This window comes from Pseudomonas sp. PDM14, assembly GCF_014851905.1.
In the GTDB taxonomy this organism is placed as follows: Bacteria; Pseudomonadota; Gammaproteobacteria; order Pseudomonadales; family Pseudomonadaceae; genus Aquipseudomonas.
Window position 1 is genome coordinate 759,115 of the sequence record NZ_JACVAQ010000001.1, and the last position, 22,524, is coordinate 781,638.

Here is a 22,524-nt window from a genome sequence, read left to right on the forward strand (position 1 = left end):
GTTCCAGTGCGACGATCAGCTCGGTTCGGTGAAGCTCGGCTCTTGAGGCTGGGCCACTTCGTAGTCGCGCTCCCAGCCCTCGTTCTCCAGCTTGATCCGGGCGATAGCCACCGCGTTGGCGTTGGCATCCAGATCAGGCAGCGACTGGAACTCGCTGACCCAGCAGCGGAACACCTTGTAGGCCAGCGCCAGTTGCCCGGCCTCGTTGTACAGCTCGATGATCAGGTCCTTGCGAAAGTCCTTGAGCGAGACTTCCGCGCCGAGGCCGGAACCGAAGTTCCAGACCTTGTTCGCCCATTTCTCGAACTCGGTGTCGTGGGTCACCCCACGCTCCAGGGTGATGGCCTCGAACTCGGTGCGCCCCGGCGACTTGCGGCTGCTGCTGGGGTCCCCACCCTCGCGGTGCTTGACCACTTCGGTGGTACGTTTGAGCGCGGAGACCTTGCTGATCCCGGCGACGTAGCGGCCGTCCCACTTCACGCGGAATTTGAAGTTCTTGTACGGATCGAAACGCTGAGCATTGGCGGTGAACTGGACCATTGCATGAACTCCCTGTTGAACCTGGGCGGCGGATCGCTGACCCGCACGGCGTCGACGTTGCCGGGCTCGCGCGGAGCCGGCGCTCCTTGAATCAGACCTGGATCTGGCCGGCCAGCTGCTGGATCTTCAGCACCACGAACTCCGCCGGCTTCAGCGGCGCGAAGGCCACGAGGATATTCACCACGCCACGGTTGATGTCATCCTGGGTGGTGGTCTCGCGATCGCACTTGACCAGGTAGGCCTCGCGCGGCGTCTTGCCCTGGAACGCGCCCTGACGGAACAGGCCGTTCATGAAGGCACCGAGATTGAGGCGGATCTGCGCCCACAGCGGTTCGTCGTTGGGCTCGAAGACCACCCACTGCGTGCCGCGGTACAGGCTCTCTTCGAGGAACAGGGCGAGGCGGCGGATCGGCACGTACTTGTACTCGGAGGTCATCTGGTCCGCGCCGCGCAGGGTTCGCGCGCCCCAGGACACCGCACCGAACACCGGAAAGGTACGCAGGCAGTTGACCCCGAGCGGATTGAGGCTGCCGTTCTCGCCGTCGGTCAGCGCATGGTTCAGCGCCTGCACGCCGACCAGGGTGGCCTCGGTGCCAGCCGGTGCCTTCCACACGCCGCGGTCGCCATCGGTGCGCGCATAGAGCCCGGCGATGGTGCCGCTGGGCGCGCTCAGGCGCAGCTTGCCGTTCTTCAGCGGGTCGGCGATGTACACCCAGGGGTAGTACACCGCCGCGTGATCGGATTTCGGCAGTTCGGTACCGGAGACGACAGCGACCATCTGCTCCGGGCTCACCGCTGCGGGCGGCGCATCGATCACGAAGAACGCGCGTCGCTCCTCGCAATAGGCGGCAGCGTCCATCAGCACGCCGGTGTCGGTGACGCCGGGCAGGCAGAGGATGTTGAACAGGTCGACGCTCTCCAGGGCATACAGCCCCTTGCGTGTGGCGCGGTCGGCAATGAAGGCGCTGTACAGGTCGGCAGGGCCGTAGGCGGTTTCGCTACCGCCCTGCAGGGTCAGGTTGACCGGCTGGGTGCTGAGCGAGCCCGTCAGCAGGCGCAGCTCGGCGGCCACGCTGTTGAGCGGTGCGGCGCTGACCGCGATGCTTGCCGCCGCCCCCTGGGTACCCGTGGAGAGCTGCAGCGTGTCGGCGGTGCTGGTGGCACGAAAATATTTGTAGGCGGGGTTGGCCGGTTTCAGCTCGCGCACCGCCGTCTGCAGGCGGGCTGCGATATTGCTCAGCTTGGCCTGCAGATTGGCGCCGGACGCCAGGGTATCGCCGAGGCTGATCACATCCGGGCCGTAGCCATCGAGGCTGATGCGCAGGCTGGAATGGGTGGCATTGGGCAGCGTATCCAGGTCAGCTGCGGCAAAGGCCGCACTGGTCAGGGTCGCCGGCTCGGGCACCGGCTTCGGCCGGATCGTCGCCGCTGCGTCGCTCTCGATTCCGCCGGCATCGCTGCCCAGCTTGAGCACAGCGCTGGCGTTGTTCTTCTGCCCCGGTAGCACGCGCACGCTGGAAAACTCGCCGCCGACACCCGAGCGCATGTGGATGGTCTGGGTATTGTTGGGCCGCTCGCAGACGAAGCCCTCATAGGCCTGCTGATTGTTGGCCTTGGCGCGCACCTTGAGCTGAATAGCGGTGCACAGGTTGTCGAGCTTCTGGATCAGCGTGCCGTTGCCTGTGTCAGCGGGGAGCGCGATCACGACCGTCACGGGGGGCAGACCGTTGACCGCGATCCGCAGCTCATTGTGGTTGGCGTCCAGGCCGAGTTCGGTCAGCGTGGCGCTGACCGACGTGGCCTTGGGCAATGCATCCAGCGCCGCCTGGTCAGGCAGCCGGGTGAGGCGCACCAGCTGCGACACACCATTGATCAGGTCCAGCGCATAGCGGCTGTCCGCCGCGTTCAGCGAGAGGTTTTCGTACAGCTCCACCGCACCATCGGCGGCACGGATGAAGGTGATGTTGAAGGTGCTGCCAGGGATTGCAGTGCGGTGATCGACCCGTACCTCAATGCCGGTGCCCGACGAGCCCGCGTCCAGCGCCTCGACCTTGAGCACGTTGCTGCCTGCACCGTTGAGCAGGGTGACCTGGGCCACGCTGGCGTCCTTCACCACGCGCACGGCGTAGGCATCGGTGCCGCCATTCTGGAAGAACTGGCGCACGGCGTAGCCCATCTCCGAATCCACCGCCAGGCCGCCAAAGCGCCGCTCGTAGTCGGCGAAGCTGAACAGACGCACGGCGCGGTTGATCGGCCCGCGTGGCGCCGAGCCGACGAACGCGGCAATCGAGGTGGCCACCCCGGTCAGGGTGCGAACGCCGCTGGGCAGCTCTTCGATGTAGACGCCGGGATAGCTGAGTTGAGCAGGCATGGCTGCGCCTCCTTGCAGGATGATGCCGCGATCGGCGGACGGGCTGATTCCCTTCAGAGGCCAGCAATGACTGCTGCCTGCCACACACGCAACGCGACTGCATCCGGAAGAAGCGCACAACCCGGAACTGTTGTTGGTCGGTTTCCCCGGCTGGAAAGAGGAACTAACGACCCGAAGGAGAGGTATCTATAGATGGCTTTGCGAATAACGCCAACGCGCTTCGCCTTATTCTTTGAACCAGATTTTGTTTTTCAGGCAATACAACTAACAGGCCATCACTTGGCCATTACCAGCGCAATCAAAAATAAACTTAAGCACAATTTCTTTTAGTTATAAGAAGACAAGAAAAATAGCTTGGCCGCCTCGCCAGGATTTTAAAAAACCTGACCGTACCGCCGAAATAGAGGCTTTTCCTGTCCACAAAGACAACTTACTAGAACTTTCACAGCATTCATCAATTCCGGAACACTGTAAAACTCCCAAGCAACCAGAATAAACAGAACACCAATAACAACTTTTAAACCTCAACAAACGATTGCCAATCAACACAACTTGCACGACAACAACTAACGCACAAGTAAGCAGTTCATTCCGTACAACTTACGAGCTACCTCGCCACCCTGGAGAGCGCCGATGCAGGATGTCCATGATCTCGCCCGCTTCGTCGACGCACAGCAGCCGATCTACGTGCAGGCACTGGACGAGCTTCGGGCCGGGGCCAAGCGTTCGCACTGGATGTGGTTCATCTTTCCGCAGCTAAGTGGCCTGGGCCGCAGTGCCACCGCACAGCGCTACGGAATCTCCGGCCGGGACGAGGCGCTCGCCTACCTACAGCATCCCGTTCTCGGTCCACGCCTGGAGGAATGCCTGCAGGCGCTGCTGGCCTGGCGTGGACGCAGCGCCCGCCAGTTGCTCGGCACGCCGGACGACCAGAAGCTGCGCTCCTGCGTCACCCTGTTCGGCACAGTGGCGGTCGACAACGTGCTCTACAGCGAGGTGCTCGATGCCTTCTTCGGCGGTCAGGCGGACCCGCTGACCCTGGCGAAACTTGCATCCGGGTGACGCGCGACTCACTCAGCCGAGGCGCAGCACCACCTTGCCGAAATGCGCACCGCTGGCCAGGTGCCGGAGCGCTTCCGGCAGGTCGAGCCAGTCATACGTGCTGTCAATCAGCGGCCGCATGCCGCTGGCCTCGATGGCGCGGTTCATCGCCTCGAAGGCATTGCGCGGGCCGACGGCGATACCGCGTACGCGAGCGTTGCGCTGCAGGATCAGCAGCGGGTTGATCTCGCCCTGCTGGCCGCCGAGGTAGCCGATCACATTGATCTGCCCGCTGGGATGCAGGCACTGCAGCGACTGGGCGAAGCTGCGCGGGCCGCCGACTTCGAGCACGTGGTCGACGCCATGCCCGGCGGTGATGCGCAGCACCTCGTCGTGCCAGTCCGGTGTCGTGCGGTAGTTGATCAGGCCCGTGGCGCCGAGCGTGGCCAGGCGTTGCAGTTTGTCTTCACTGCTCGATGTCACCACCACGCGGGCGCCGTGCATCAGGGCGAATTGCAGGGCGAACAGCGACACCCCGCCGCTACCCTGCAGCAACACCCACTCGCCGGCCTTGAGCTGGCCTTCGCCGATCAGCGCCTGCCAGGCGGTCAGCGCCGCGCAGGGCAACGTCGCCGCCTCTTCCCAGGACAGGTGCGCCGGGCAGGCGACCACGCCGCTCTCGTCGAGCAGCACCTGCTCGGCGAGCATGCCGTCCAGCGGGCCACCCAACGGGATGGCCGTGCTGCATGCGCCCAGCGGACCGGCCTGCCAACCCTGCCAGAAACAGCCGATAACCCGGTCGCCGACGGCGAAACGGCTGACGCCCGCGCCGACCGCCAGCACCTCGCCGGCGCCATCGGACAGGGCAATGAATGGCTGATCGGGCTGACCCTGATAACGCCCCTCGACCAGCTCCAGATCGCGGTAGTTGAGCGATGCCGCACGCACGCGGATCAGCACCTGCTGCGGGCCAGGCGTCAGCTGCGGGCGCTCGACCTGCTGCAACGCGTCGATACCGAACGGTGCAGCGATCTGCCAGGCCTTCATGCTTGCCCCTCTTCTGCCAGACGCTTGAGCCGGCGCCACAGGGTGGTCTGGCTGATGCCCAGGTATTCGGCGGCCTGGCTCTTGTTGCCGGCGAACAGCTGCAGCGCCTTGACGATTTCTTCCTGCTCGACGTGGTGCAGGTGCCCGCCCAGCTCGGATTCCGCCAGCGGCGCGTAGAGTTCCGGCACCACGCGCGGCAGCGCCTCGAGCAGCGCTTCCCAGTTGCCGTAGAGGCGCTGCGAAACGATCAGCCGCTCGACCACGTTCTCCAGCTGGCGCACGTTGCCTGGCCAGTGGTAACGGCGGAACACCGGGGTCACGCCCTTGATCAGCGCGTCCAGTTCCAGCTCGATGCCGTAGCGCTGCGACTCGCGGCGCATCAGGTAGGACGCCAGCACGGGGATGTCTTCCGGGCGCTCGCGCAGCGGCGGGATGTGGATGGCGAAGGTGCTGATGCGGTAGTACAGGTCTTCGCGGAAACGCCCGGCCCGCACCTCGTCCATCAGGTCGACGTTGCAGGCAGCGACGAACTTGATGTTCAGCGAGATCGGCCGGCGCGACCCCACCGGGCTGACCTCGCGCTCCTGCAGCACGCGCAGCAACTTGGCCTGCTGCGGCAGCGGCAGCGAGTTGATCTCGTCCATGAAGAAGGTGCCGTTGTTGGCGCTCTCCAGCAGGCCGGATTTGCCGCCGCTCTTGGCGCTGGTAAAGGCTCCCTCGGCGTAGCCGAACAGCTCCGACTCGAACAGCTCGGCGGGGATCGCCGCACAGTTGATCGCGACAAACGCGCCCTTGGCGTTGGCGCAGGCGGCATGTACCTGGCGCGCAGCCAGCTCCTTGCCGGTGCCGGTCTCGCCACGCAGCAGCACGGTGCCCGGCGTGGCGCCGTAGATGTTCAGCTGGTTCTGCACTTCGGCCATGCGGCTGGACTGGAACACCAGGCGCCGACCATCGTCCTCGGCCAATGCCTGGGGGCTAGGCAGGAAGCTGTAGAGGAAGCCGACACGCTCGCCCTCGACCTCGAACGGCTGCTTGTTCAGGCTGCACAAGCGCTCGCCGACCAGCAGGCCTTCGGCGCGCAGGCTTGGCGCTTCGATCAGCTTGCTGTCGAGCACGCTGTCCAGGCGCCGACGCCGGCTCATGTTGCCGATGAACAAGGCCGCCGCGCTGTTCCAGGCGATGACGATGCCATCCTGGTTGGTCAGCACCTGCGGTTGTGGATTCTGCTCCAGCAGGAACTGGCCCAGCTGCGCCTGCTGGCTCTGCCGCTTGTGCTGGCCGGCATGGCGGATGGCCTTGCGCAGCAGGTTACGGCACGACTCGCGGGAGTAGATGAGTACCGAATCCAGGCCCCACTGCTCGGCCAGGTCGCAGGCGTAGCTGGAGCCGATGACCACGCCGAAGCCGTCGTTGCGCAGGCTGTGGAAGAGTTCCTTGGCGTGTTCCGCGGTGCTGTAGGTGTGATGCGTCAGGTCGAGGCCGTCGAACAGGCCGAGCAGTTCGACGTTGGCCTCCTGACGCTCGTAGGTAAGCATGAGTATCTTCGGCGAGATGCGCCGTGCGGTGAGCACCGCCTGGATCAGGTCGGCCTGCTCCACCTTCAGCGCCAGCACCGGAATCGGCAGGGTGTCCTGCAGGTAGAAGGCGTTGGCGCCGGCGCTGATGAAGATATCCACCTGCTGGCGTTCGATCAGGTCACGCGCGGCGCGCACCGCATCGTTGAAGATGTTGTCGATGATGGTGATGCTGGCGAGCGCTTCGAACTCCGGGATCAGGCTGTGCACGATCTGGCTGAGCTTCGAGTTGCCGATCAGACAGATCTTGACCCGTTCCTGCTCCGCATTGGCAAATTCCACGGCTTACCCCTTTTGTTGTTATTTGGGCGGGGTGTTTCCTTCAGTGACGAAACACCCAGGGCTCGTTGCTTTTCCGGCGCTGTTCATAGGCGCTGATACGGTCGGCGTAACGCAGGGTTTCGCCGATTTCATCCAATCCATTGAGCAAGCTCTGGCGTCGGCCCTCCTCCAGGTCGAAATGCCAGTCCTGCTGCTCTGTTGCAAGCAAGCGCTGCGCCACATCCACCCGCGCGGTGAAACCCGGTTGCCGGGTGGCGATGGCGAACAGCGCGTCGATGGCCGCCTGCGGCAGCAAAAGCGGCAGCAGGCCGTTGTTGAAGCAGTTGTTGCGGAAGATGTCGCCGAAGCTCGGCGCGATGACCACCTTCACCCCAAAATCGCGCAGCGCCCACACCGCGTGCTCACGGCTGGAGCCGCAGCCGAAGTTGGCCTGGGCCAGCACGATGGAACCCTTGTCGTAGGGCGGCTGGTTGAGGATGCAGCGCGGGTCGGGGCGGCGGCTGGCGAGCGGCGTGTCGACCTCGCCAGGGTCGAGATAACGCTCGTCGTCCATCAGGAAGCCACCGAAGCCGCTCGACTCCAGGCTCTTCAGGTACTGCTTGGGCAGCAGCATGTCGGTGTCGATATTGGCACGGTTGAGAGGGATGACGATGCCCTCGTGCTCGATCAAGGGTTGCATTCAGAAGCTCCTGATATCGGTCAGCTCGCCAGCCACCGCGGCGGCGGCGGCCATCGCCGGGGACAGCAGATGGGTGCGCCCACCCTTGCCCTGGCGGCCCTCGAAATTGCGGTTGGAGGTGGCGGCGCAGCGCTCGCCGGGGCTCAGGCGGTCGGCGTTCATGCCCAGGCACATCGAGCAGCCCGGCGCGCGCCATTCGAAGCCGGCGTTCTTGAATACCTGATCCAGCCCTTCACGCTCGGCCTGCAGGCGCACCAGACCGGAACCCGGCACCACCAGAGCCTGCTTGATCCGCCCGTGCACGCGGCGCCCACGCAGCACCTCGGCGGCGGCGCGCAGGTCTTCGATCCGTGCATTGGTGCAGGAGCCGATGAAGATGCGGTCCAGCGGTACACCCGCCAGCGGCTGCCCGGCCTCCAGGCCCATGTAGGCCAGCGCGCGCTCCCAGTCCAGGCGCTGCAAGGCATCGCGTGCCATGTCCAGGGTCGGCACCTGCTGGTTGATCGCCACCACCATCTCCGGTGACGTCCCCCAGGTGACCTGCGGCAGCACGTCTTCGCCACGAAAGGTCAGGCTCTGGTCGAAGCTCGCCTGCGGGTCGGAATGCAGGTTGCGCCAGTAGAGGATCGCGTCGTTCCACTGCTCGCCCTGGGGCGACAGCGGGCGGCCTTTGACGTAGGCCTCGGTGACCTTGTCATAGGCGATCAGCCCCACCCGTGCACCGGCCTCGATGCTCATGTTGCACAGGGTCATGCGCGCTTCCATCGACAGCTTCTCGATCACCGGCCCGCAGAACTCGATGGCATGCCCGGTGCCGCCGGCGGTGCCGATCTGGCCGATGATGTACAGCGCCAGGTCCTTGGCCGTGGCGTAACTCGGCAAACGGCCCTCGACGACGATGCGCAGGTTCTTCAGCTTGCGGCTGCGCAGGGTCTGAGTGGCCAGCACATGCTCGACCTCGCTGCTGCCGATGCCATGCGCCAGCGCCGCCAGCGCGCCGTGGGTGGCGGTGTGCGAGTCGCCGCAGACCAGGGTCATGCCTGGCAGGGTCAGGCCCTGCTCGGGGCCGACCACGTGGACGATGCCCTGGCGCAGGTCATTGAGGGCGAACAGCGGAATGCCGAACTCGCGGCTGTTGCTTTCGAGCACGGCGATCTGCTGCCGGGCGATCTTGTCGCTGACCCCACCGATACCCAGGTCGCGGCCCAGGGTCGGCACGTTGTGGTCCGGCGTGGCCAGGCTGGTGTCCAGGCGCCAGGGTTTGCGCCCGGCCAGGCGCAGGTTGGAAAAGGCTTGTGGCGAGGTCACCTCGTGCAGCAGGTGACGGTCGATGTAGAGCAGGCTGGAACCGTCGGGCAGGTCTTCTACCCGGTGACGGTCCCACAATTTGTCGTAGAGCGTTTGGGCGACCACGGTCGGCACCTCGGGCAGTCAAAAGGGGCTATCTCGTTATTGTTCGATGTCTCAGCGTGAAGCCGGTGTCCAGGGCACCCAGCGGTACAGCTCGGCGCCCGTCGGGTCATCCACGCGGTAACCGCAGTAGCTGTCCAGGCGGCCACCGGCCTCTGGCTGCACCACGCAGAACGGTTTTTCGCAATCGCCCTCCGCCACGCCGGCACGCGCCAACCCCTGGCGCGCCTCCAGCAGCTTCTGTTCCGGTACGGCGCGGGCCTGGCCATCGAGCCGCGCCACGTTGGCGCGGAAGTGACCGACCCAGGCATCGACGAATGCCGTACACGGCGGCGACGCAGCAGGCCGCGCCACCACCGGCACGGGTGCAGGCGGTGACGCACAACCCGCCAGCACGACCACCAGCAGTGCACTAGCCCAGCAGCGCAAGGCAACGCTCCAGCGGTACCACGTCGGCGTACTTGATCTGCATGTCGCGCAGGTTGGCCCGGTGCGCCTCGGCGTCGCGGTCACCCACGGCCTCCTCGGGCACCAGTACGCGCAGCTCGTTCTGCAGGGCATCGAGCACCGTGGCACGCACGCAGCCGCTGGTGGTGAGACCGGTGACCATCACCCCATCGGCCCCGGCCGCGCGAATGCGCTCGCCCAGGTCGGTGCCGAAGAAGGCGCTGGCCCAGAACTTCACCAGCACCGGCTCGTCGCCTTGTGGCGCCAGGCGCGGGTCGATGGCCACCAGCGGCGAACCGGCTTCGAGCAGATTCAACACCGGCAGCTTGCTGCGAAACACGCGGGCCTGGGACGGATCGTCATAGGCCACGGTGGTGAAGAACACCGGCCAGCCACGCTGACGGAAGGCCGCCAGCAAGCGCTGGTTGGCCTCCACCACCGCGCTGCACTCGGCGGCCAGCGGGCTGAGCGCCGGGTCAGTGAAGCCCAGGGAAAGGTCCACCAGCACCAGCGCATAGCGCTGGGCGGTGTCCAGGGAGCGGGAATCGAGGGCCATGATCGCTCCTTATGCCCAGACCGGGGTGACGGGTGCCGGCAGGCCGGTCTCCGCCAGGCAACGCGCTTTCAGTTCCTCCAGCGTGCCGCCACGGTCGAACAGCTGGATCTCGCCGCGCTCGCTGGCCATCACTTCACGCAAGGCCTGGGTGGCGTGTTCGTCCACCGCTCCGTCGACCACCACCACGCCGTAACGGCGGGCGCCCTCCACGCTGACCAGGCCCTTGCGGATGTCGCTCAGCACCTTGCCCGCTTCGCGCTGCAGCGGGTCGCCCCAGCCACCGCCACCCCAGGTGTCGAAGAGGATCAGGTCGCCGGCCTTGACCTTGATGTTGTCGCACTTGGCCGGGAGCATCTGCCGGGTGCCATCGGCGCGGATCAGCTCCTTGCGGCTGCGTTCGCCCGGTGCCCCGCCGTTGACGCCCCAGGGGTAGGTCAGCCAGCGGTCGTCGTGGATCGACACGTCGCCATCGACCAGCAAGCGGTACGCCACGCGCAGACCGTTGCCGCCGCGGTGCAGACCGGCGCCGCCGGAATCGGTGAGGGTCTCGTAGGTCTCGATACGCAGCGGGAAGTAGGCCTCGACGAACTCGTTGGGCACGTTGGTGAAGCCCGGCCACAGCGAGTGACCGTCCGGGCCGTCGCCTGCCGGGCGCCCCGGAATGCCGCCGAAGCCGATCTGGAACAGCTGGAACCACTCGCCCTGCTGGTCGTAGCCCGAGTACATGAAGTGCGGCGAGTCGGAGAAGCCGGCGGCGTTCATCGCCTGCGGCGTACCCTGGCCGAGCAGCCCGCCCATCATGTCGAAGATCCGGCCCAGCAGGTGGGTGCGGCAGGACAGCGCTGCGGGGAAGTTCGGCTTGAGGATCGAGCCCTGCGGAATGCGCACCTCGACCAGGTCGTAGAAACCGTCGTTGAGCAGGATCGCCGGGTCGAACAGGCTGATGGTCAATGCACCGAAGAAGATCTTGAACATCTCCTCGTTGACGTAGAAGTTGACCGAGGATGGCGCCTGCGGGTCGGTGCCCTCGAAGTCGAAGATCGCCTTGTCGCCTTCGCGCCACAGGGCGCAGCGCAGGGTGTACGGGCCGAGGCCGGCGCCGTCGTCGCAGATGTAGTCCTCGAACTCCTGGCGGTGCTCGGGCACCACACGTGTGATCACTTCCTTCATCGCCCGATGGGTGCGTTCGAGCATTTCCTGCTGGGCGCTGTAAAACACGTCGTCACCGAAGCGCTCGGCCAGTTCGACGCAGCGTTTGCCGGCGGTGCGGCAGGCGGCGACGATGGCGTTGAGGTCCGAGCGGTTCCAGCGCGGCATGCGCACGTTGTGCAGGATCACGTCGAGCATGTCGCTGTTCATTTCGCCGCGGCGGTACAGCTTCACCGGCGGGATACGAATGCCCTCTTCCCAGATCGAACTGGCGTTGGTCGGCAGGCTGCCCGGCACCTTGCCACCGACGTCGGACATGTGGCCGAACATGGCGGCGTAGTTGATCACCCGGCCGTCCTTGAAGATCGGCATCAGCACCAGCCAGTCCGGCAGGTGGCTGACCGCGCCGCCACACAGGTACGGATCGTTGGTGAGGAACACGTCGCCCTCTTCGATCTCGCCCTCGTAGTTCTTCAGGAAGCCGGTGATGAACGAGCCGAACTGGCCGACGATCATCTTGCCTTCGCTGGTGGCGATCATCGGGAAGGCATCGCCCTGCTCACGGATGCCCGGACTCATGGCGGTACGAAACAGCACCGCGTCCATCTCGTTGCGGGCGTTGCCCAGGGCGTTCTCGACGATGTCGATGGTGATGCCGTCGACGTCGACCCGCTGAAATGCTTGGCTGTTTTCTTGTTTGATACGCGCAACCATGACGCTTACTCCTGATGGCCCAGCGGGCGGATCAACAGATTGCCGACGCGGTCCACAGCCGCTTCGTAACCCGGAAGAACGAGGGTGGTGGAGTCCATTTCCATGACGATGGCCGGCCCCGGCACCACCAGCCCCGGGCTCAGCTTGCCGCGCGCATAGAGCGCCGCGCTGTAGTCCTGGCCGGCGTAGTGCACCGGGGTGTCGCCGACGCGCGCATCGGCCAGGCTGTTGTCGGTGCCTTCGAAGGCGCGCTCGGTAATTTCCGGGCGCGGCGCGCGGGCGATGGCGCGCAGGTTGACCAGCTCATGGGCTTCGCTGAGGGCGAAGGTGAACAGCTGTTCGTGCTCGGCATCGAAGGCCGCGGTGATGGCCGACATGCCTTCGCTGGCCAGGCGCTCCAGGTCGATATCCAGGGTCAGCAGCAGCGCCTGGCCCTGGTAGCGCACATCGGCCTGCCAGGTCAGTTGCTGCACGTCGGCCGGGATGCTCTGCGAGGCCAGCGAGCTGCGCACGCTGTCGCCCAGTTGCTGGAGGATCTGCGTGACTTCCTCGACGCTCATGTCGCTGACGCGGCGCACCAGCGAGCGCGAGGCTTCGTCCTTGACCCGTGTGGTGGCGTCGCCGTAGGCGCAGAGCACACCGGGGCCCGGCGGGATGATCACCGGCCAGGCGTTCATCAGGATGCCCAGGGCGTTGGCGTGCAGCGGACCGGCGCCACCGAAGCCGCACAGGGCGAAGTCGCGCGGGTCGTAGCCCTGCTCGACGCTGATCAGTCGCAGGGCACCGAACATGTGTTCGTTGGCGATGCGCACGATGCCTTCGGCGGCCTCGAACAGCGACACGCCCATGGCGTCGGCGATCAGTTGCACGGCGGTGGTGGCCAGGTCCTTGCGCACCTGGAAGTCGCCGCCGAGCTTCTGCTCGGCCGGCAGGTAGCCGAGCACCACGTTGGCGTCGGTCACGGTGGCGACGGTGCCGCCCTTGTTGTATGCCGCCGGGCCCGGTACGGCGCCAGCGCTTTCCGGGCCGACGCGCAGGGCGCGGGTCAGTTCGGGCACCGAGGCCATGGAGCCACCACCGGCGCCGATGGTGCGCACGTCCACCGAGGGTGCGCGCACGGCCACATCACCGACGCGGGTTTCGCGGCGGATGCGCGCCTGGTTGTTGTCGATCAGCGCCACGTCGGTCGAAGTGCCGCCAACGTCGAAGGTCAGCACCTTGCTGAAGCCACCACGCGAGCAGAACCAGATGGCCCCGGCCACACCGCCGGCAGGACCCGAGAGCAGCAGGTTGACCGGCGTGCTGGCCGCCGACTGGCTGGTGGCCAGGCCACCGTCGGAGCGCAGGATGGACAGCTGCACGTCCGGGCGCAGGCGGCTGCACAGCTCGCCCTGCAGGTGTTCCAGGTAATTGGCCACTTCCGGGCGCACGTAGCTGTTGACCACGGTGGTCTCGGTGCGCTCGTACTCCTGCATCTCCGGCACCACTTCCGAGGACAGCGACACCGGCACGCCGGGCATCACCTCGCGGGCGATGTCATGGATGGCGCGCTCGTGCTCGCCACTGGCGTAGGCGTTGATCAGGCTGATGGTCAGCGCTTCGATGCCGGCCTGCTTGAGGCGCAGCAGTTCGCCGCGGATCGCCTCGCGATCCAGCTCGCGCACCACCGCACCGTGGGTGTCGATGCGCTCGTCGGCTTCGACGGTCAGTTCCAGCGGGGCGAGCAGTTCGCCCTTGTTGAAGGTCACCCAGCCACCCAGGCCACCCGGCACGAAGGAGCGCGCGATGTGCAGCACCTGCTTGTAGCCCTTGGTGGTGACGAGGCCGACCTTGGCGCCGCGACGGGTGAGGATGGCGTTGGTCGCCACGGTGGTGCCGTGCATGACCGAACGGATGTCGGCTGGTGCGACACCCGATGTCTGGCAAATCTTCTCGATGCCGTTGAGCACGGCGATGGAGGGGTTGTGAGGCGTGGACGGGACCTTGGCGGTGTAGCTGTCGCCAGTCGCATCGTTGATCAGGAGCAGGTCGGTGAACGTACCGCCTACGTCGACACCCAAACGGAAACTCATGTTGCCTCCAGCACTTTCTTGGTTTTGTTCGTGCAAAAGCGACCGGGACGCGGGCGTCCCGGTCATACAGGACTAACGTGCAGCTTTTTCCAGTTCCCGCAGGTTGACGTCGTCACCCTTGGTACCCGCGGTGTTCAGGCGGGCGTCATTGCCGAGAATGAACACCGTGCCATGACGGCGCTGGTAGTCGATGGTGAAACCGGCTGACGACACGATGCCGGTATCGCCGTCCGCTGTCTTGATGCTTTTCAGGTGATAGTTCATCCACTTCCAGAACTGCCCTTTGCGATCATAGGCTTCGGCCTGGTAGAAGCGCGGGAACTCGGTGTCCATGTACAGCACCTTCTTGCTGTACGGGTGCTCCGGCGGTGTGATCGCCTCGATCACCCACACCTCACGCGGCTCCCAGCCATCCTTCGGGTTCCAGTGCGGCGCGTTGGCCAGGTCGATGACGGGGAATTCCGCATCGCCCTTGGCGCTCGGGTTCCAGGCCTCGGTGGTGGAGTTGGCGACCGCCAGGACCCAGCGCTTGCCGAGCAGCTTGTAACCGGCGTACCAGCTCGGGTGGGCGTTGAAGATCTCGATGTCGTCATTGAGCTGGTCGGTGCCGCCGATCGGGTCCATCCAGGTGCCGCCAGACAGGCGACGGGTACGCCGTACCGACTTGATGTAGGCCCAGGAGTCTTCCAGCTTCGGCGAGTCATAGCGGATGGTGAACAGGCCCAGGCCGCGGATGTCGTTCGGGTAGGTCGCGTACAGCAGGGTCTTGCTGAGGATGCTGCCGTCCCCTTCGACGACCTGGTCAGCGCCCAGGCGGCCCTTCATGAAGTAGCGCTTGAAGGCCCACTCCTGCTTGCGCTCCAGCCCGGTCTTGTCGCTGATGAACAGGTAGGCGAACTTGGGATAGTCCTGCAGGTTCTTGGTCGGCTGCGCGTAGTGGTGGTTCCAGATCAGCTTGGCGGCCGCATCCGGGTCATCGGCGCTGACGTTCGGGAACGGCACGCCGCCGACCCAGCCGTCGACCTGGCGGGTGTCCTTGTTGTACACCGCCTTGCCGGCGTTGGCCTGGGTCGCGGCCAGGAAGTCCTTGCCCAGGGTGACCGGTTGCGAAGCCTTGAGGATGATGGTCAGGCCTTCCTCGTTCATCAGCTGCTGCATGCGCTCGGTGAGCAGGTCACCGATCTTGTGGCCCTCGAAGGTGTCGCTCAGGTGCTGGCCGAGGTTGCCGCCATTGAGGGTGGTGCCTGCGGTCAATTCCGCGGCCTGGGCGGCCAGCGTGACCGAGAAGGTCAGCGCCAGCGAGGCGGCCAGGCGGTTCATCAGGATCGTCATTCTTCTTGTCTCCTTGATCAGAACTGGTAGGTCAGGCGCACAGCCAACTGGTCGTTGCCATCGAAATAGCCGAACAGGTTGGTGTTGTTGAAATCACGCAAGGTGCGCTTCTGGCTTTCGTCGTTGAAGAACAGGTCGGCCTCGACGCGCAGACGCCAGTTGTCGCCATAGGCGAACTCGACGCTGGGGATGATGAAGCCGCCGCCATAGGTGAGGTCGCTACCCACGGCCAGGGTCGGGTTGATCCGGTCGTTGTCGTAGTTGGCCGCGAGGATCGCCGTGACGATGGTCGAGTACTCCTTGGTGCGGCCGCTGAAGCCGGCGGTGTTGACCAGTTCGTCGCTGCGGTCGTAGTCGGTGATCCAGGTGTTGAACACCTGCAGCGAGAAGAACGACGGACGACTGGTGCCCAGGTAGTTCTGCAGCGCCAGCTGCTTGTCCACGCGCAGCATCGACTTGACCACGTCCTTCTCGGTGATTCCGCAGAAGCCGGGGAAGAACGCACAGCCACCGGCCTCGCCCGCATCGATACCGACGTTGTACGGCGAGTCGGGGATGTAGGAGATCTCCGCCGAGAACACCGCATCCACGCTTTCCACGTAACGGTTGGCGGTGATGCCGAAGGTGTCGATGTAGGGGAAGATCAGCTCGCCTACGGTGGAGGAGCGGTCCGAGTTGTACTCGCCCTTATAGGCACCGAGGAACGGCTGGCCGCTGGCCGAATCACCCACGCCCAGCGGGTTGTCCGGGTTGGGGTTGATCACCGGGTTGCCCGACGGGCCGTGGAACCAGCCCAGCGAGTATTCCCACTCCCCGGCCATGCCCTTCCAGCGCAGGCCGTAGGAGCCGTCGTCCATGTCGGCGTCCTTGTGGTCGTAGTTGTACGGCACGTCGGCACCGAACGGCGCGGAGGCGAAGCTCAGGCCCTTGTTCGGGTTGTTCGCCCAGCGCCCGCCCTCGACGTCGTAGCTGTTGCCGCGCTGGTCGGCGGCGTTCATCTTGCCGGGGATGTACAGCGCCTGCAGGGTGCCGTCGACGCTGTCGAAGCGCTGCACCAGGTTGAGCATCCACAGCGGTTTGCGCAGCTCCTCGTTCTCCGGCTCGAGGAACGAACGCCAGCGGAAGTCGTAGCCGTGGACCACGTCGAGGGACTGGAAGAAGTCCGTCTCGCCCCACACCACCTGCTGCTTGCCGACCTTCAGCGTGGTGTTCTCGGTCAGCGCGGTCTGCCACCACAGTTCGCGCAGCTCGACCTCGTTGTAGACGTCGTCCATCAGGTTGACGCTGGACTTGTTGCGACCGCTGAACAGGTCGCCGGCGGCGTAGCCGTCCATCGATTCCTGCAGGTCTTCCAGGTAATTGGTCTCGTACTCCTCCGAGACGCGCCCGGAGATGCTGAACTGCGAATTGCCGAAGTCCTTGAACAGGTTGAGCTTGCCAACCGTTCGCGCCATGGACAGGTCGTAGCGGTAGTCACCCTTGCGTTCGCCGTTGTTGTCCGGGTCCGGCACATAGGGGTTGTCCAGGTTCCAGGACAGGTACTGGCGGATGTAACCGCTGGCCTCCCAGTTATCGAAAAAACCATCATCAGCGTGCACGGCTCCGTTCAGCCCCATACCGGCAAGCAATATCGCGGAGGCGAGCGGCGAGCTGATGGCCCGCACCTTCGTATTATTTTTCTTCGCGCTCATCTTCAATTCCCGATGTGTTCAGGTTGGTGAATGTGCCCAGTGCTAGGGGCGTCTTTCGGATGGCTGTGTTCAAAGATGAACTGCGGCTTGAACACCAGCGCAAGCGAAGGCATGACGAAGAGCGAGGTGAATGCCGAGACCATCAGCCAGAGGCCGATCAGCATGCCCATCTCCGCCTGAAACCGGAGCGAGGAGAACGACCAGAACAGCACCCCGGCAGCCAGGGTGAAGGCGGTCAGCAGAACCCCGCGCCCGGCCGAGCCGAGCGACTGCAGCACGGCGTCGAGCGGGTCGGCGTCGGGGTTCTTCTCCAGGTACTCCTTGATCGAATCGACGATGTAGAAGGCGTAATCCACGCCCAGACCGATGCCCAGGGCGACCACCGGCAGCGTGCTGATGCTCATGCCGATGCCCTGCCAGGCCATGAAGGCGAACGTCACCACGTTGGAGATCAGCACCGGGATGATGAAAAAGATCCCGCTGACCGAAGAGCGGTACACCACCAGGCAGCACAGGACCACGACCAGGAACGCCAGGGCGATGGCTTCGATCTGGTCGCCGAGGAGGATCTCGTTGACCGCGGCGATGATGCCGAGCACGCCACCGACCAGCTTGACCTCGGCGCCTTCCAGCGGGTTGTCCTGGATGAACTGGTTGGCGTAGTGCGTGGCCTTGCGCAGCGTGTCGCCCTTGTGGTCACGGAAGAACAGGGTGATCGCGCCGTTCTGGAACTTCACGTCGGCGAACTGCGCCATGTCGTCCGGGTCGGCGCCCTGCATGTAGAAGCTGATCAGCTCTCCGTTTTCCAGCTGGCTGGCACCCAGCTCGCGGTAACGCGGGTTGCCTTCGTAGAGGTTGCGACGGATGTCGACCACGATGTCGGCCATCGACACGCTGCCGCCGATCTCCGGCTGACGCTCCATGTAGCGCGAGAAGCGCTGCATCCAATCGAGCACCTGGGGCATCTTCAGCGCATCGGGGGCGTCGCCCTCGATGACTACGAACATCTGCTCGGAGCCCGGATACAGGCGGTTGATCAGCGCGCTGTCCTGGTTGAACGAAGACTTCTGCCAGAGGATCGGCGAGCCGTCGCTAGCATCGCCGACGCTCAGGCGCGTGGCCTCGAACAGGAAGCCGCACAGCAGCACCAGGGTCAGCGGCGCCACCACATAACGCGCGCGGCTCTTCACCACCCAGCTGGCGGCGTTGATGAACACGCGCAGCACGCCGTCCAGGTTGACCGGGTGCACGTAGCCCTGCGGACGCTTGATGAACGACAGCAGCACCGGGGTCAGCAGCACCGCCGAGACGGCGATGGTCATCACCCAGATCGCGCCGATGATCGCCACTTTGTGCATCAGCGGGATCGGCGTGAGGATCACGCAGAGGATCGCCCCGGCGTCCGCATACAGGCCGAGCATGCCGGGCCGGAACAGCTCGCGCATGGCCTGTTCGGCGGCCTTGCGCGGCTCGATGGATTCGCCCACCGCAAGGTCGTCGAAGCGGGTGATCAGCTGCACCGAGTGGGAGAAGGCCCGCGCGGTGATGATGAAGGCGACCACGATCACCAGCGGGTCGAAGTTGTAGCCCAGCAGGCTGCCGACACCGAGGGCCCAGATCGCCGAAACCACACCGGCGATCAGCGGCAGCACGGTGCCGCGCCAGGTGCGGCTGAAGACGAACAGCAGCACCAGCATGGCGGCCAGCGACAGCAGCGCGATGCTCACCGTCTCGTGCAGGTAGTGGGCGACCCAGCCGTAGAGGATCGGCTCGCCGACCAGGTGCAGGCTGACTTCATCCTTGACCGGCGACGCGTCGAGGATCGCCTCGATCTGCGGGAAGATTTTCCCGTAGTCGACCAGGTGGTCGTAGAAGTCCACCTGGATCAGCGCCGAGCCCAGGTCACGGTCGACGTACAGGCCGTACACCAGCGGGTTGTTGAGCACGGCCTGGCGCAGCTCGAGCATCTTCTGCGCGTCGGCGGGCAGGTCCGGCCACATCATCGGCTGGGTTTCGATGCCTTCGCTCGACGCGTTGACGCGCTTGAGCTTCTTCGACGCCAGCGAGGTGATCTGCAGCGGGTTGACGCCTTCCACCTGCTGCAGGTCGTAGGTGATGCGGCGCACTTCGCGCAGCACCGGCTCACGGAAGATATCGCCCTCCTTGGCCTTGACCAGGATGGTCACGCGGTTGCTGGCGGCGAAGCTGTCCTGGTACTTCTGGTGCACCTTCACGTAGGGGTGGTCGTGAGGGACCATGTCGCTGAACTGGGTACGGATATCCAGCTTGGTCAGCGCGGCAGCGAAGCCGAGGGTGATCAGGGCGATGGCCACGCAGACGGCCACACGCTGGCGAATGGCCCACTCGGAAATGCTCGCGGCCAGGTTCATCAAAGGATTCATTGCGCGCGCTCCTGCGGCCAGATCTGCAGGTCGTCTTCGCGCAGCAGCCCGAGCTGCTGGCCGATCACGACCACACCGTGTTGACTGTCGAGCAGCCGGCTGTGGTAGCTCTTGTCGAGCCCCGCCGGCGTCCACGCCTGCCAGCCGCCGGCCGGGTCGTCACTGCGGAACAGCGCGCCGCGGTCGCCGGTGACCAGCCAGTGGCCGTCATGCACGGCGACATCGAACAGGTGCTCGCTGGTGAAGTGCGCCACCGCTTGCCAGTCATCGCCGCCATTGCGGCTGAGGTAGACCTCGCCACGGTTGCCGACGGCGACACCGGTGCTGCCGCTGAACACCAGCGCGCGCAGGCTTTCGCTGCCCAGCTCGATGGTGGTCCAGCTGGCGCCCTGGTCGGTGCTGCGCAGCAGGCGACCGAACTCGGCTGTGATCCACAGGTCGCCGCCGACACCGGCACGGATGCTGTTGAAGGTGACATCGTCTTCCCCGCCCAGCGCTTGCCAGTCCTGCGCCGTGGCGTCACCACGGAACAGCGCGCCCATCTCGCCGACGGCCCAGAAATGCCCGTCGATGAAGCTCACGCTGAGCAGCTTGCCGGCCAGCTCGGAGACCGGCAGTTGCAGGCTCTGCCAGTCCTCGCCGCTGACGCGGGTCCAGATGCGTCCCTGGTTGCCGACGATCACCTGGCGCCCCTCAGGCGATACGGTTATGGCCTGCAGATTGCTGCGCCCCGGCAGCTCTTCGCGCTGCCAGTTCTGCCCGGCATCGCGGCTCGACAGCAGCGCGCCGTTCTGGCCGATCACCCACAGGTTCTCGCCCTGCACGGCGCCGTCGAAGAACAGGTCGCGGCGTTCGACCAGCGGCTGGTCGAGCGGCACGGATTCCACGCTCGGCTTGATAAACACGGCGGCATAGGCCAGCCCGCCGATGACCATCCACGGCGCCAGGCGCGCCAGCCAGCTGAAGGTCAGGCTAAGCATTGGCAACCTCCAGGCGCTTGGCGCGCGCGCGTTGCAGCCAGCGGTAGCTGTGCCCGCCGAGACTGGAACCGGTGAGGCCCTGGGCCTGCTCGACCGACTCGACCAGGCGATCGAGGTCGATGCCGGTGTGCAGGCCCATGGACTGCAGCATCAGCACCAGGTCTTCGGTGGCGAGGTTGCCACTGGCGCCCGGCGAGAACGGGCAACCACCGAGGCCGCCGATGGAGCTGTCGAACTCGCGCACGCCGAACTCTAGCGCCGCCAGCACGTTGGCCAGGGCCATGCCACGGGTGTCGTGAAAATGGCAGGAGAGCATGCTCGCCGCATCCAGCCCGGTCAGACGTTGCAGCACGTTGCGCACGCTCTGCGGGTTGGCCGCGCCGATGGTGTCGGCGACGATCACCTTGCGCGCGCCGGCTTCGAGCATGCGCAGGGTCAGCGACTCGACCACCGCCGGCGAGGTCAGGCCCTCGAACGGGCACTCGAACGCCACGGCCACGTAGGCGCGGCCTTCGATGCCGTCTTCACGGGCGCGCTGCATCAGCTCGGCGCACACCGCGGTGGTCTGCTCCAGGCTCATGTTGATGTTGCGCTGGTTCATGGTCTCGGTGGCCGACAGCACCACCGCCACCGAACGCACGCCGGCAGCACGCGCCAGCTCGTAACCACGCAGGTTGGGCACCAGCGCCGAATAGGCGGCCTCACCGCGCAGCGGCAGACAGGCGAACAGCTCGCCAGTGCCGGCCATCTGCGGCACAGCCTTGGGCGATACGAAGCTGCCCACCTCGATGTTGCGAATGCCGCTGGCCAGCAGCGACTCGATCAGGCGCAGGCGCTCGTCGACGCTGAGCGTCTTGCCCTGGCTCTGCAGGCCGTCGCGCGGCCCGACTTCATTGACGGTGACGAAATCGCTCATGGCTCAGCCCACCGTCTTCTGGGTTTTCAGCGCGGCGATGCGCGCTTCGTCGTAACCCAGCACCCGCTGCAGCACCGCATCGGTGTGCTGGCCGAGCAGCGGTGGCGCGCTGAAGCTTTCCTCGTCGTCGGCGGAGAGCTTGATCGGGTTGCCCGGCGCTTCGACGCTGCCACCCTCGGGGTGCGGGATGCTCACCACCATCTTGCGGTGGCGCACCTGCGGGTCGGCCAGGGCTTCGCTGAACCGGTTGACCGGTGCGCAGGGCACGCGCACGGCGGACAGTTTGGCGACCCAGTGATCGGTGCTCTGGGTGATCAGGATTTCGTTGAGGATGCCGTCGATCAGCGCCTTGTCGGCCAGGCGGGCGGGCTGGGTCTTGTATTTCTCGTCACGCAGCACGTCGACGTCGATCACGCCGACCAGGTTGTCCCAGAAGCTGTCGAAGATCACCGCGATGATGATGAAGCCATCGGCGGTGCGGTAGGTGTTGTACGGCACATGGACGAAGTGGCCGTTGCCCAGTGGCGTGGGGTTCTCGCCGCTGAGGAAATACATGGTGGCCATGTAGTTGAGCATGCTGATCTGGCAGTCGAGCATGCTGATGTCGACGTGCTGGCCGTGGCCCTTGCTGTGGCGCGCCTGGATCGCGGCGAGGATGCCCATCACCGCGAACATGCCGCCACCCAGGTCACCAATCGGGATGCCGGCGCGGGTCGGGGTCTCGGCGTTGTCGCCGGTGATCGACATACCGCCGCCGATACCCTGCACCACCTGGTCGAAGGCCGGGCGCAGGTAGTTGGGGCCGTCCTGGCCGAAGCCGGATACGGAGCAGGTGATGATCAGCGGATTGATTTCGCGCAGGTGGGCGTAATCGATCTTGAGTTTCTGCGGGACACCGGCGCTGAAGTTGTCCAGCACCACGTCGGCCTTGCGCACCAGGTCGTAGAACACCTCAAGGCCGTTTGCACTCTTGAGGTCGATACACACGCTCTGCTTGTTGCGGTTGAGCGTGAGGAAGTAGGCGCCCATGCCCTTGAGCGAATGGCGCGGGTCTTTGGCCAGCAATGCGCGGGTGCCTTCACCCGCCAGTGGTTCGACCTTGATCGTTTCCGCACCCAGGTCGGCGAGGATCATTCCGGCATAGGGGCCGGACAGCATGTGAGTCAGATCGAGGACCCGAATTCCCTCTAGCGGTTTGCTCATCGTTATTCTCTTTTACTTGTTTAAAATATCCGCAAAAGAGGTACTGCAAGCCGCCTGCCAACTTTAAAAACAATTTTATCTTGTTGTTTTATATGTATTTTTTCTTAAAAAACGAAAA

Annotated in this window: 17 protein-coding genes; 1 reads left to right on the forward strand and 16 read right to left on the reverse strand. The window is 65.2% G+C overall.

Annotation, left to right across the window (positions count from 1 at the left end; genetic code table 11):
* Positions 1–15 precede the first annotated feature (15 nt).
* Both IB229_RS03530 and IB229_RS03535 read right to left on the reverse strand, forming a co-directional pair.
* Complete coding sequence (locus IB229_RS03530) at positions 16–540, reverse strand: phage tail protein (protein ID WP_192325009.1); 525 nt, start codon at positions 538–540, stop codon at positions 16–18.
* A 91-nt stretch (positions 541–631) separates the two neighbouring features.
* Positions 632–2,911, reverse strand: a complete 2,280-nt coding sequence (locus IB229_RS03535) for a phage tail sheath family protein (RefSeq protein ID WP_192325011.1) — start codon at positions 2,909–2,911, stop codon at positions 632–634.
* Positions 2,912–3,544: 633 nt separating this feature from the next.
* Between IB229_RS03535 and IB229_RS03540 the strand changes: the two genes are divergently transcribed.
* On the forward strand, positions 3,545–3,973 hold the full coding sequence (locus tag IB229_RS03540) for a DUF1810 domain-containing protein (RefSeq protein ID WP_192325013.1): 429 nt from the start codon (positions 3,545–3,547) through the stop codon (positions 3,971–3,973).
* Between the two features lie 12 nt (positions 3,974–3,985).
* Here the strand turns inward: IB229_RS03540 and IB229_RS03545 are convergent, their stop codons facing one another.
* From IB229_RS03545 to IB229_RS03610, 14 genes are all read right to left on the reverse strand, one after another.
* Positions 3,986–4,999, reverse strand: coding sequence for a zinc-dependent alcohol dehydrogenase family protein (locus IB229_RS03545; RefSeq protein ID WP_192325015.1), 1,014 nt, complete (start codon positions 4,997–4,999; stop codon positions 3,986–3,988).
* On the reverse strand, positions 4,996–6,855 hold the full coding sequence (locus IB229_RS03550; protein ID WP_192325017.1) for a sigma 54-interacting transcriptional regulator: 1,860 nt from the start codon (positions 6,853–6,855) through the stop codon (positions 4,996–4,998). The genes IB229_RS03545 and IB229_RS03550 overlap by 4 nt, the downstream gene beginning before the upstream one ends.
* 40 nt (positions 6,856–6,895) lie before the next feature.
* Complete coding sequence (gene leuD / locus IB229_RS03555) at positions 6,896–7,534, reverse strand: 3-isopropylmalate dehydratase small subunit (RefSeq protein ID WP_192325019.1); 639 nt, start codon at positions 7,532–7,534, stop codon at positions 6,896–6,898.
* Positions 7,535–8,947: a 3-isopropylmalate dehydratase large subunit gene (gene leuC, locus IB229_RS03560; RefSeq protein ID WP_192325021.1), complete on the reverse strand. Its 1,413-nt coding sequence runs from the start codon at positions 8,945–8,947 to the stop codon at positions 7,535–7,537. It lies immediately after the preceding gene.
* A gap of 51 nt (positions 8,948–8,998) precedes the next feature.
* Positions 8,999–9,373 (reverse strand): hypothetical protein, encoded by a 375-nt coding sequence (locus IB229_RS03565; RefSeq protein WP_192325023.1) that lies wholly within the window; start codon positions 9,371–9,373, stop codon positions 8,999–9,001.
* Entirely contained in the window at positions 9,357–9,947 is a 591-nt protein-coding gene (locus IB229_RS03570; RefSeq protein ID WP_192325024.1) for an isochorismatase family protein, read from the reverse strand. Before IB229_RS03570 ends, IB229_RS03565 begins: the two co-directional genes overlap by 17 nt.
* 9 nt (positions 9,948–9,956) lie before the next feature.
* Positions 9,957–11,810, reverse strand: a complete 1,854-nt coding sequence (locus tag IB229_RS03575) for a hydantoinase B/oxoprolinase family protein (RefSeq protein WP_192325027.1) — start codon at positions 11,808–11,810, stop codon at positions 9,957–9,959.
* Positions 11,811–11,815: 5 nt separating this feature from the next.
* A complete protein-coding gene (locus tag IB229_RS03580) occupies positions 11,816–13,882 on the reverse strand; it encodes a hydantoinase/oxoprolinase family protein (protein ID WP_192325029.1) in 2,067 nt (688 codons plus the stop codon).
* Between the two features lie 72 nt (positions 13,883–13,954).
* The gene (locus tag IB229_RS03585) at positions 13,955–15,214 is read right to left on the reverse strand and encodes a DUF1329 domain-containing protein (RefSeq protein ID WP_225578906.1); all 1,260 of its coding nucleotides are present in this window, start codon (positions 15,212–15,214) and stop codon (positions 13,955–13,957) included.
* Between the two features lie 17 nt (positions 15,215–15,231).
* On the reverse strand, positions 15,232–16,905 hold the full coding sequence (locus IB229_RS03590) for a DUF1302 family protein (RefSeq protein WP_318652076.1): 1,674 nt from the start codon (positions 16,903–16,905) through the stop codon (positions 15,232–15,234).
* Between the two features lie 2 nt (positions 16,906–16,907).
* Positions 16,908–19,307: an efflux RND transporter permease subunit gene (locus tag IB229_RS03595; RefSeq protein ID WP_192325033.1), complete on the reverse strand. Its 2,400-nt coding sequence runs from the start codon at positions 19,305–19,307 to the stop codon at positions 16,908–16,910.
* Complete coding sequence (locus tag IB229_RS03600) at positions 19,304–20,287, reverse strand: WD40/YVTN/BNR-like repeat-containing protein (RefSeq protein WP_192325035.1); 984 nt, start codon at positions 20,285–20,287, stop codon at positions 19,304–19,306. The genes IB229_RS03595 and IB229_RS03600 overlap by 4 nt, the downstream gene beginning before the upstream one ends.
* Positions 20,280–21,203: a hydroxymethylglutaryl-CoA lyase gene (locus IB229_RS03605; RefSeq protein ID WP_192325037.1), complete on the reverse strand. Its 924-nt coding sequence runs from the start codon at positions 21,201–21,203 to the stop codon at positions 20,280–20,282. The genes IB229_RS03600 and IB229_RS03605 overlap by 8 nt, the downstream gene beginning before the upstream one ends.
* A gap of 3 nt (positions 21,204–21,206) precedes the next feature.
* Positions 21,207–22,406 carry a CaiB/BaiF CoA transferase family protein gene (locus IB229_RS03610; RefSeq protein WP_192325039.1) on the reverse strand — a complete coding sequence of 400 codons (1,200 nt, stop codon included), beginning with the start codon at positions 22,404–22,406 and terminating at the stop codon, positions 21,207–21,209.
* Positions 22,407–22,524 lie beyond the last annotated feature (118 nt).

What these genes read in the sequence shown, in the direction of transcription:
- IB229_RS03575 (WP_192325027.1), bottom strand. Translation starts at nt 11,810, where the DNA reads ATGGTTGCGCGTATCAAACAAGAAAACAGCCAAGCATTTCAGCGGGTC.
- IB229_RS03605 (WP_192325037.1), bottom strand. Translation starts at nt 21,203, where the DNA reads ATGAGCGATTTCGTCACCGTCAATGAAGTCGGGCCGCGCGACGGCCTG.
- leuD (WP_192325019.1), bottom strand. Translation starts at nt 7,534, where the DNA reads ATGCAACCCTTGATCGAGCACGAGGGCATCGTCATCCCTCTCAACCGT.
- IB229_RS03600 (WP_192325035.1), bottom strand. Translation starts at nt 20,287, where the DNA reads ATGCTTAGCCTGACCTTCAGCTGGCTGGCGCGCCTGGCGCCGTGGATG.
- IB229_RS03580 (WP_192325029.1), bottom strand. Translation starts at nt 13,882, where the DNA reads ATGAGTTTCCGTTTGGGTGTCGACGTAGGCGGTACGTTCACCGACCTG.
- IB229_RS03545 (WP_192325015.1), bottom strand. Translation starts at nt 4,999, where the DNA reads ATGAAGGCCTGGCAGATCGCTGCACCGTTCGGTATCGACGCGTTGCAG.
- IB229_RS03530 (WP_192325009.1), bottom strand. Translation starts at nt 540, where the DNA reads ATGGTCCAGTTCACCGCCAATGCTCAGCGTTTCGATCCGTACAAGAAC.
- IB229_RS03535 (WP_192325011.1), bottom strand. Translation starts at nt 2,911, where the DNA reads ATGCCTGCTCAACTCAGCTATCCCGGCGTCTACATCGAAGAGCTGCCC.
- IB229_RS03595 (WP_192325033.1), bottom strand. Translation starts at nt 19,307, where the DNA reads ATGAATCCTTTGATGAACCTGGCCGCGAGCATTTCCGAGTGGGCCATT.
- IB229_RS03610 (WP_192325039.1), bottom strand. Translation starts at nt 22,406, where the DNA reads ATGAGCAAACCGCTAGAGGGAATTCGGGTCCTCGATCTGACTCACATG.
- IB229_RS03590 (WP_318652076.1), bottom strand. Translation starts at nt 16,905, where the DNA reads ATGAGCGCGAAGAAAAATAATACGAAGGTGCGGGCCATCAGCTCGCCG.
- IB229_RS03585 (WP_225578906.1), bottom strand. Translation starts at nt 15,214, where the DNA reads ATGACGATCCTGATGAACCGCCTGGCCGCCTCGCTGGCGCTGACCTTC.
- IB229_RS03570 (WP_192325024.1), bottom strand. Translation starts at nt 9,947, where the DNA reads ATGGCCCTCGATTCCCGCTCCCTGGACACCGCCCAGCGCTATGCGCTG.
- IB229_RS03540 (WP_192325013.1), top strand. Translation starts at nt 3,545, where the DNA reads ATGCAGGATGTCCATGATCTCGCCCGCTTCGTCGACGCACAGCAGCCG.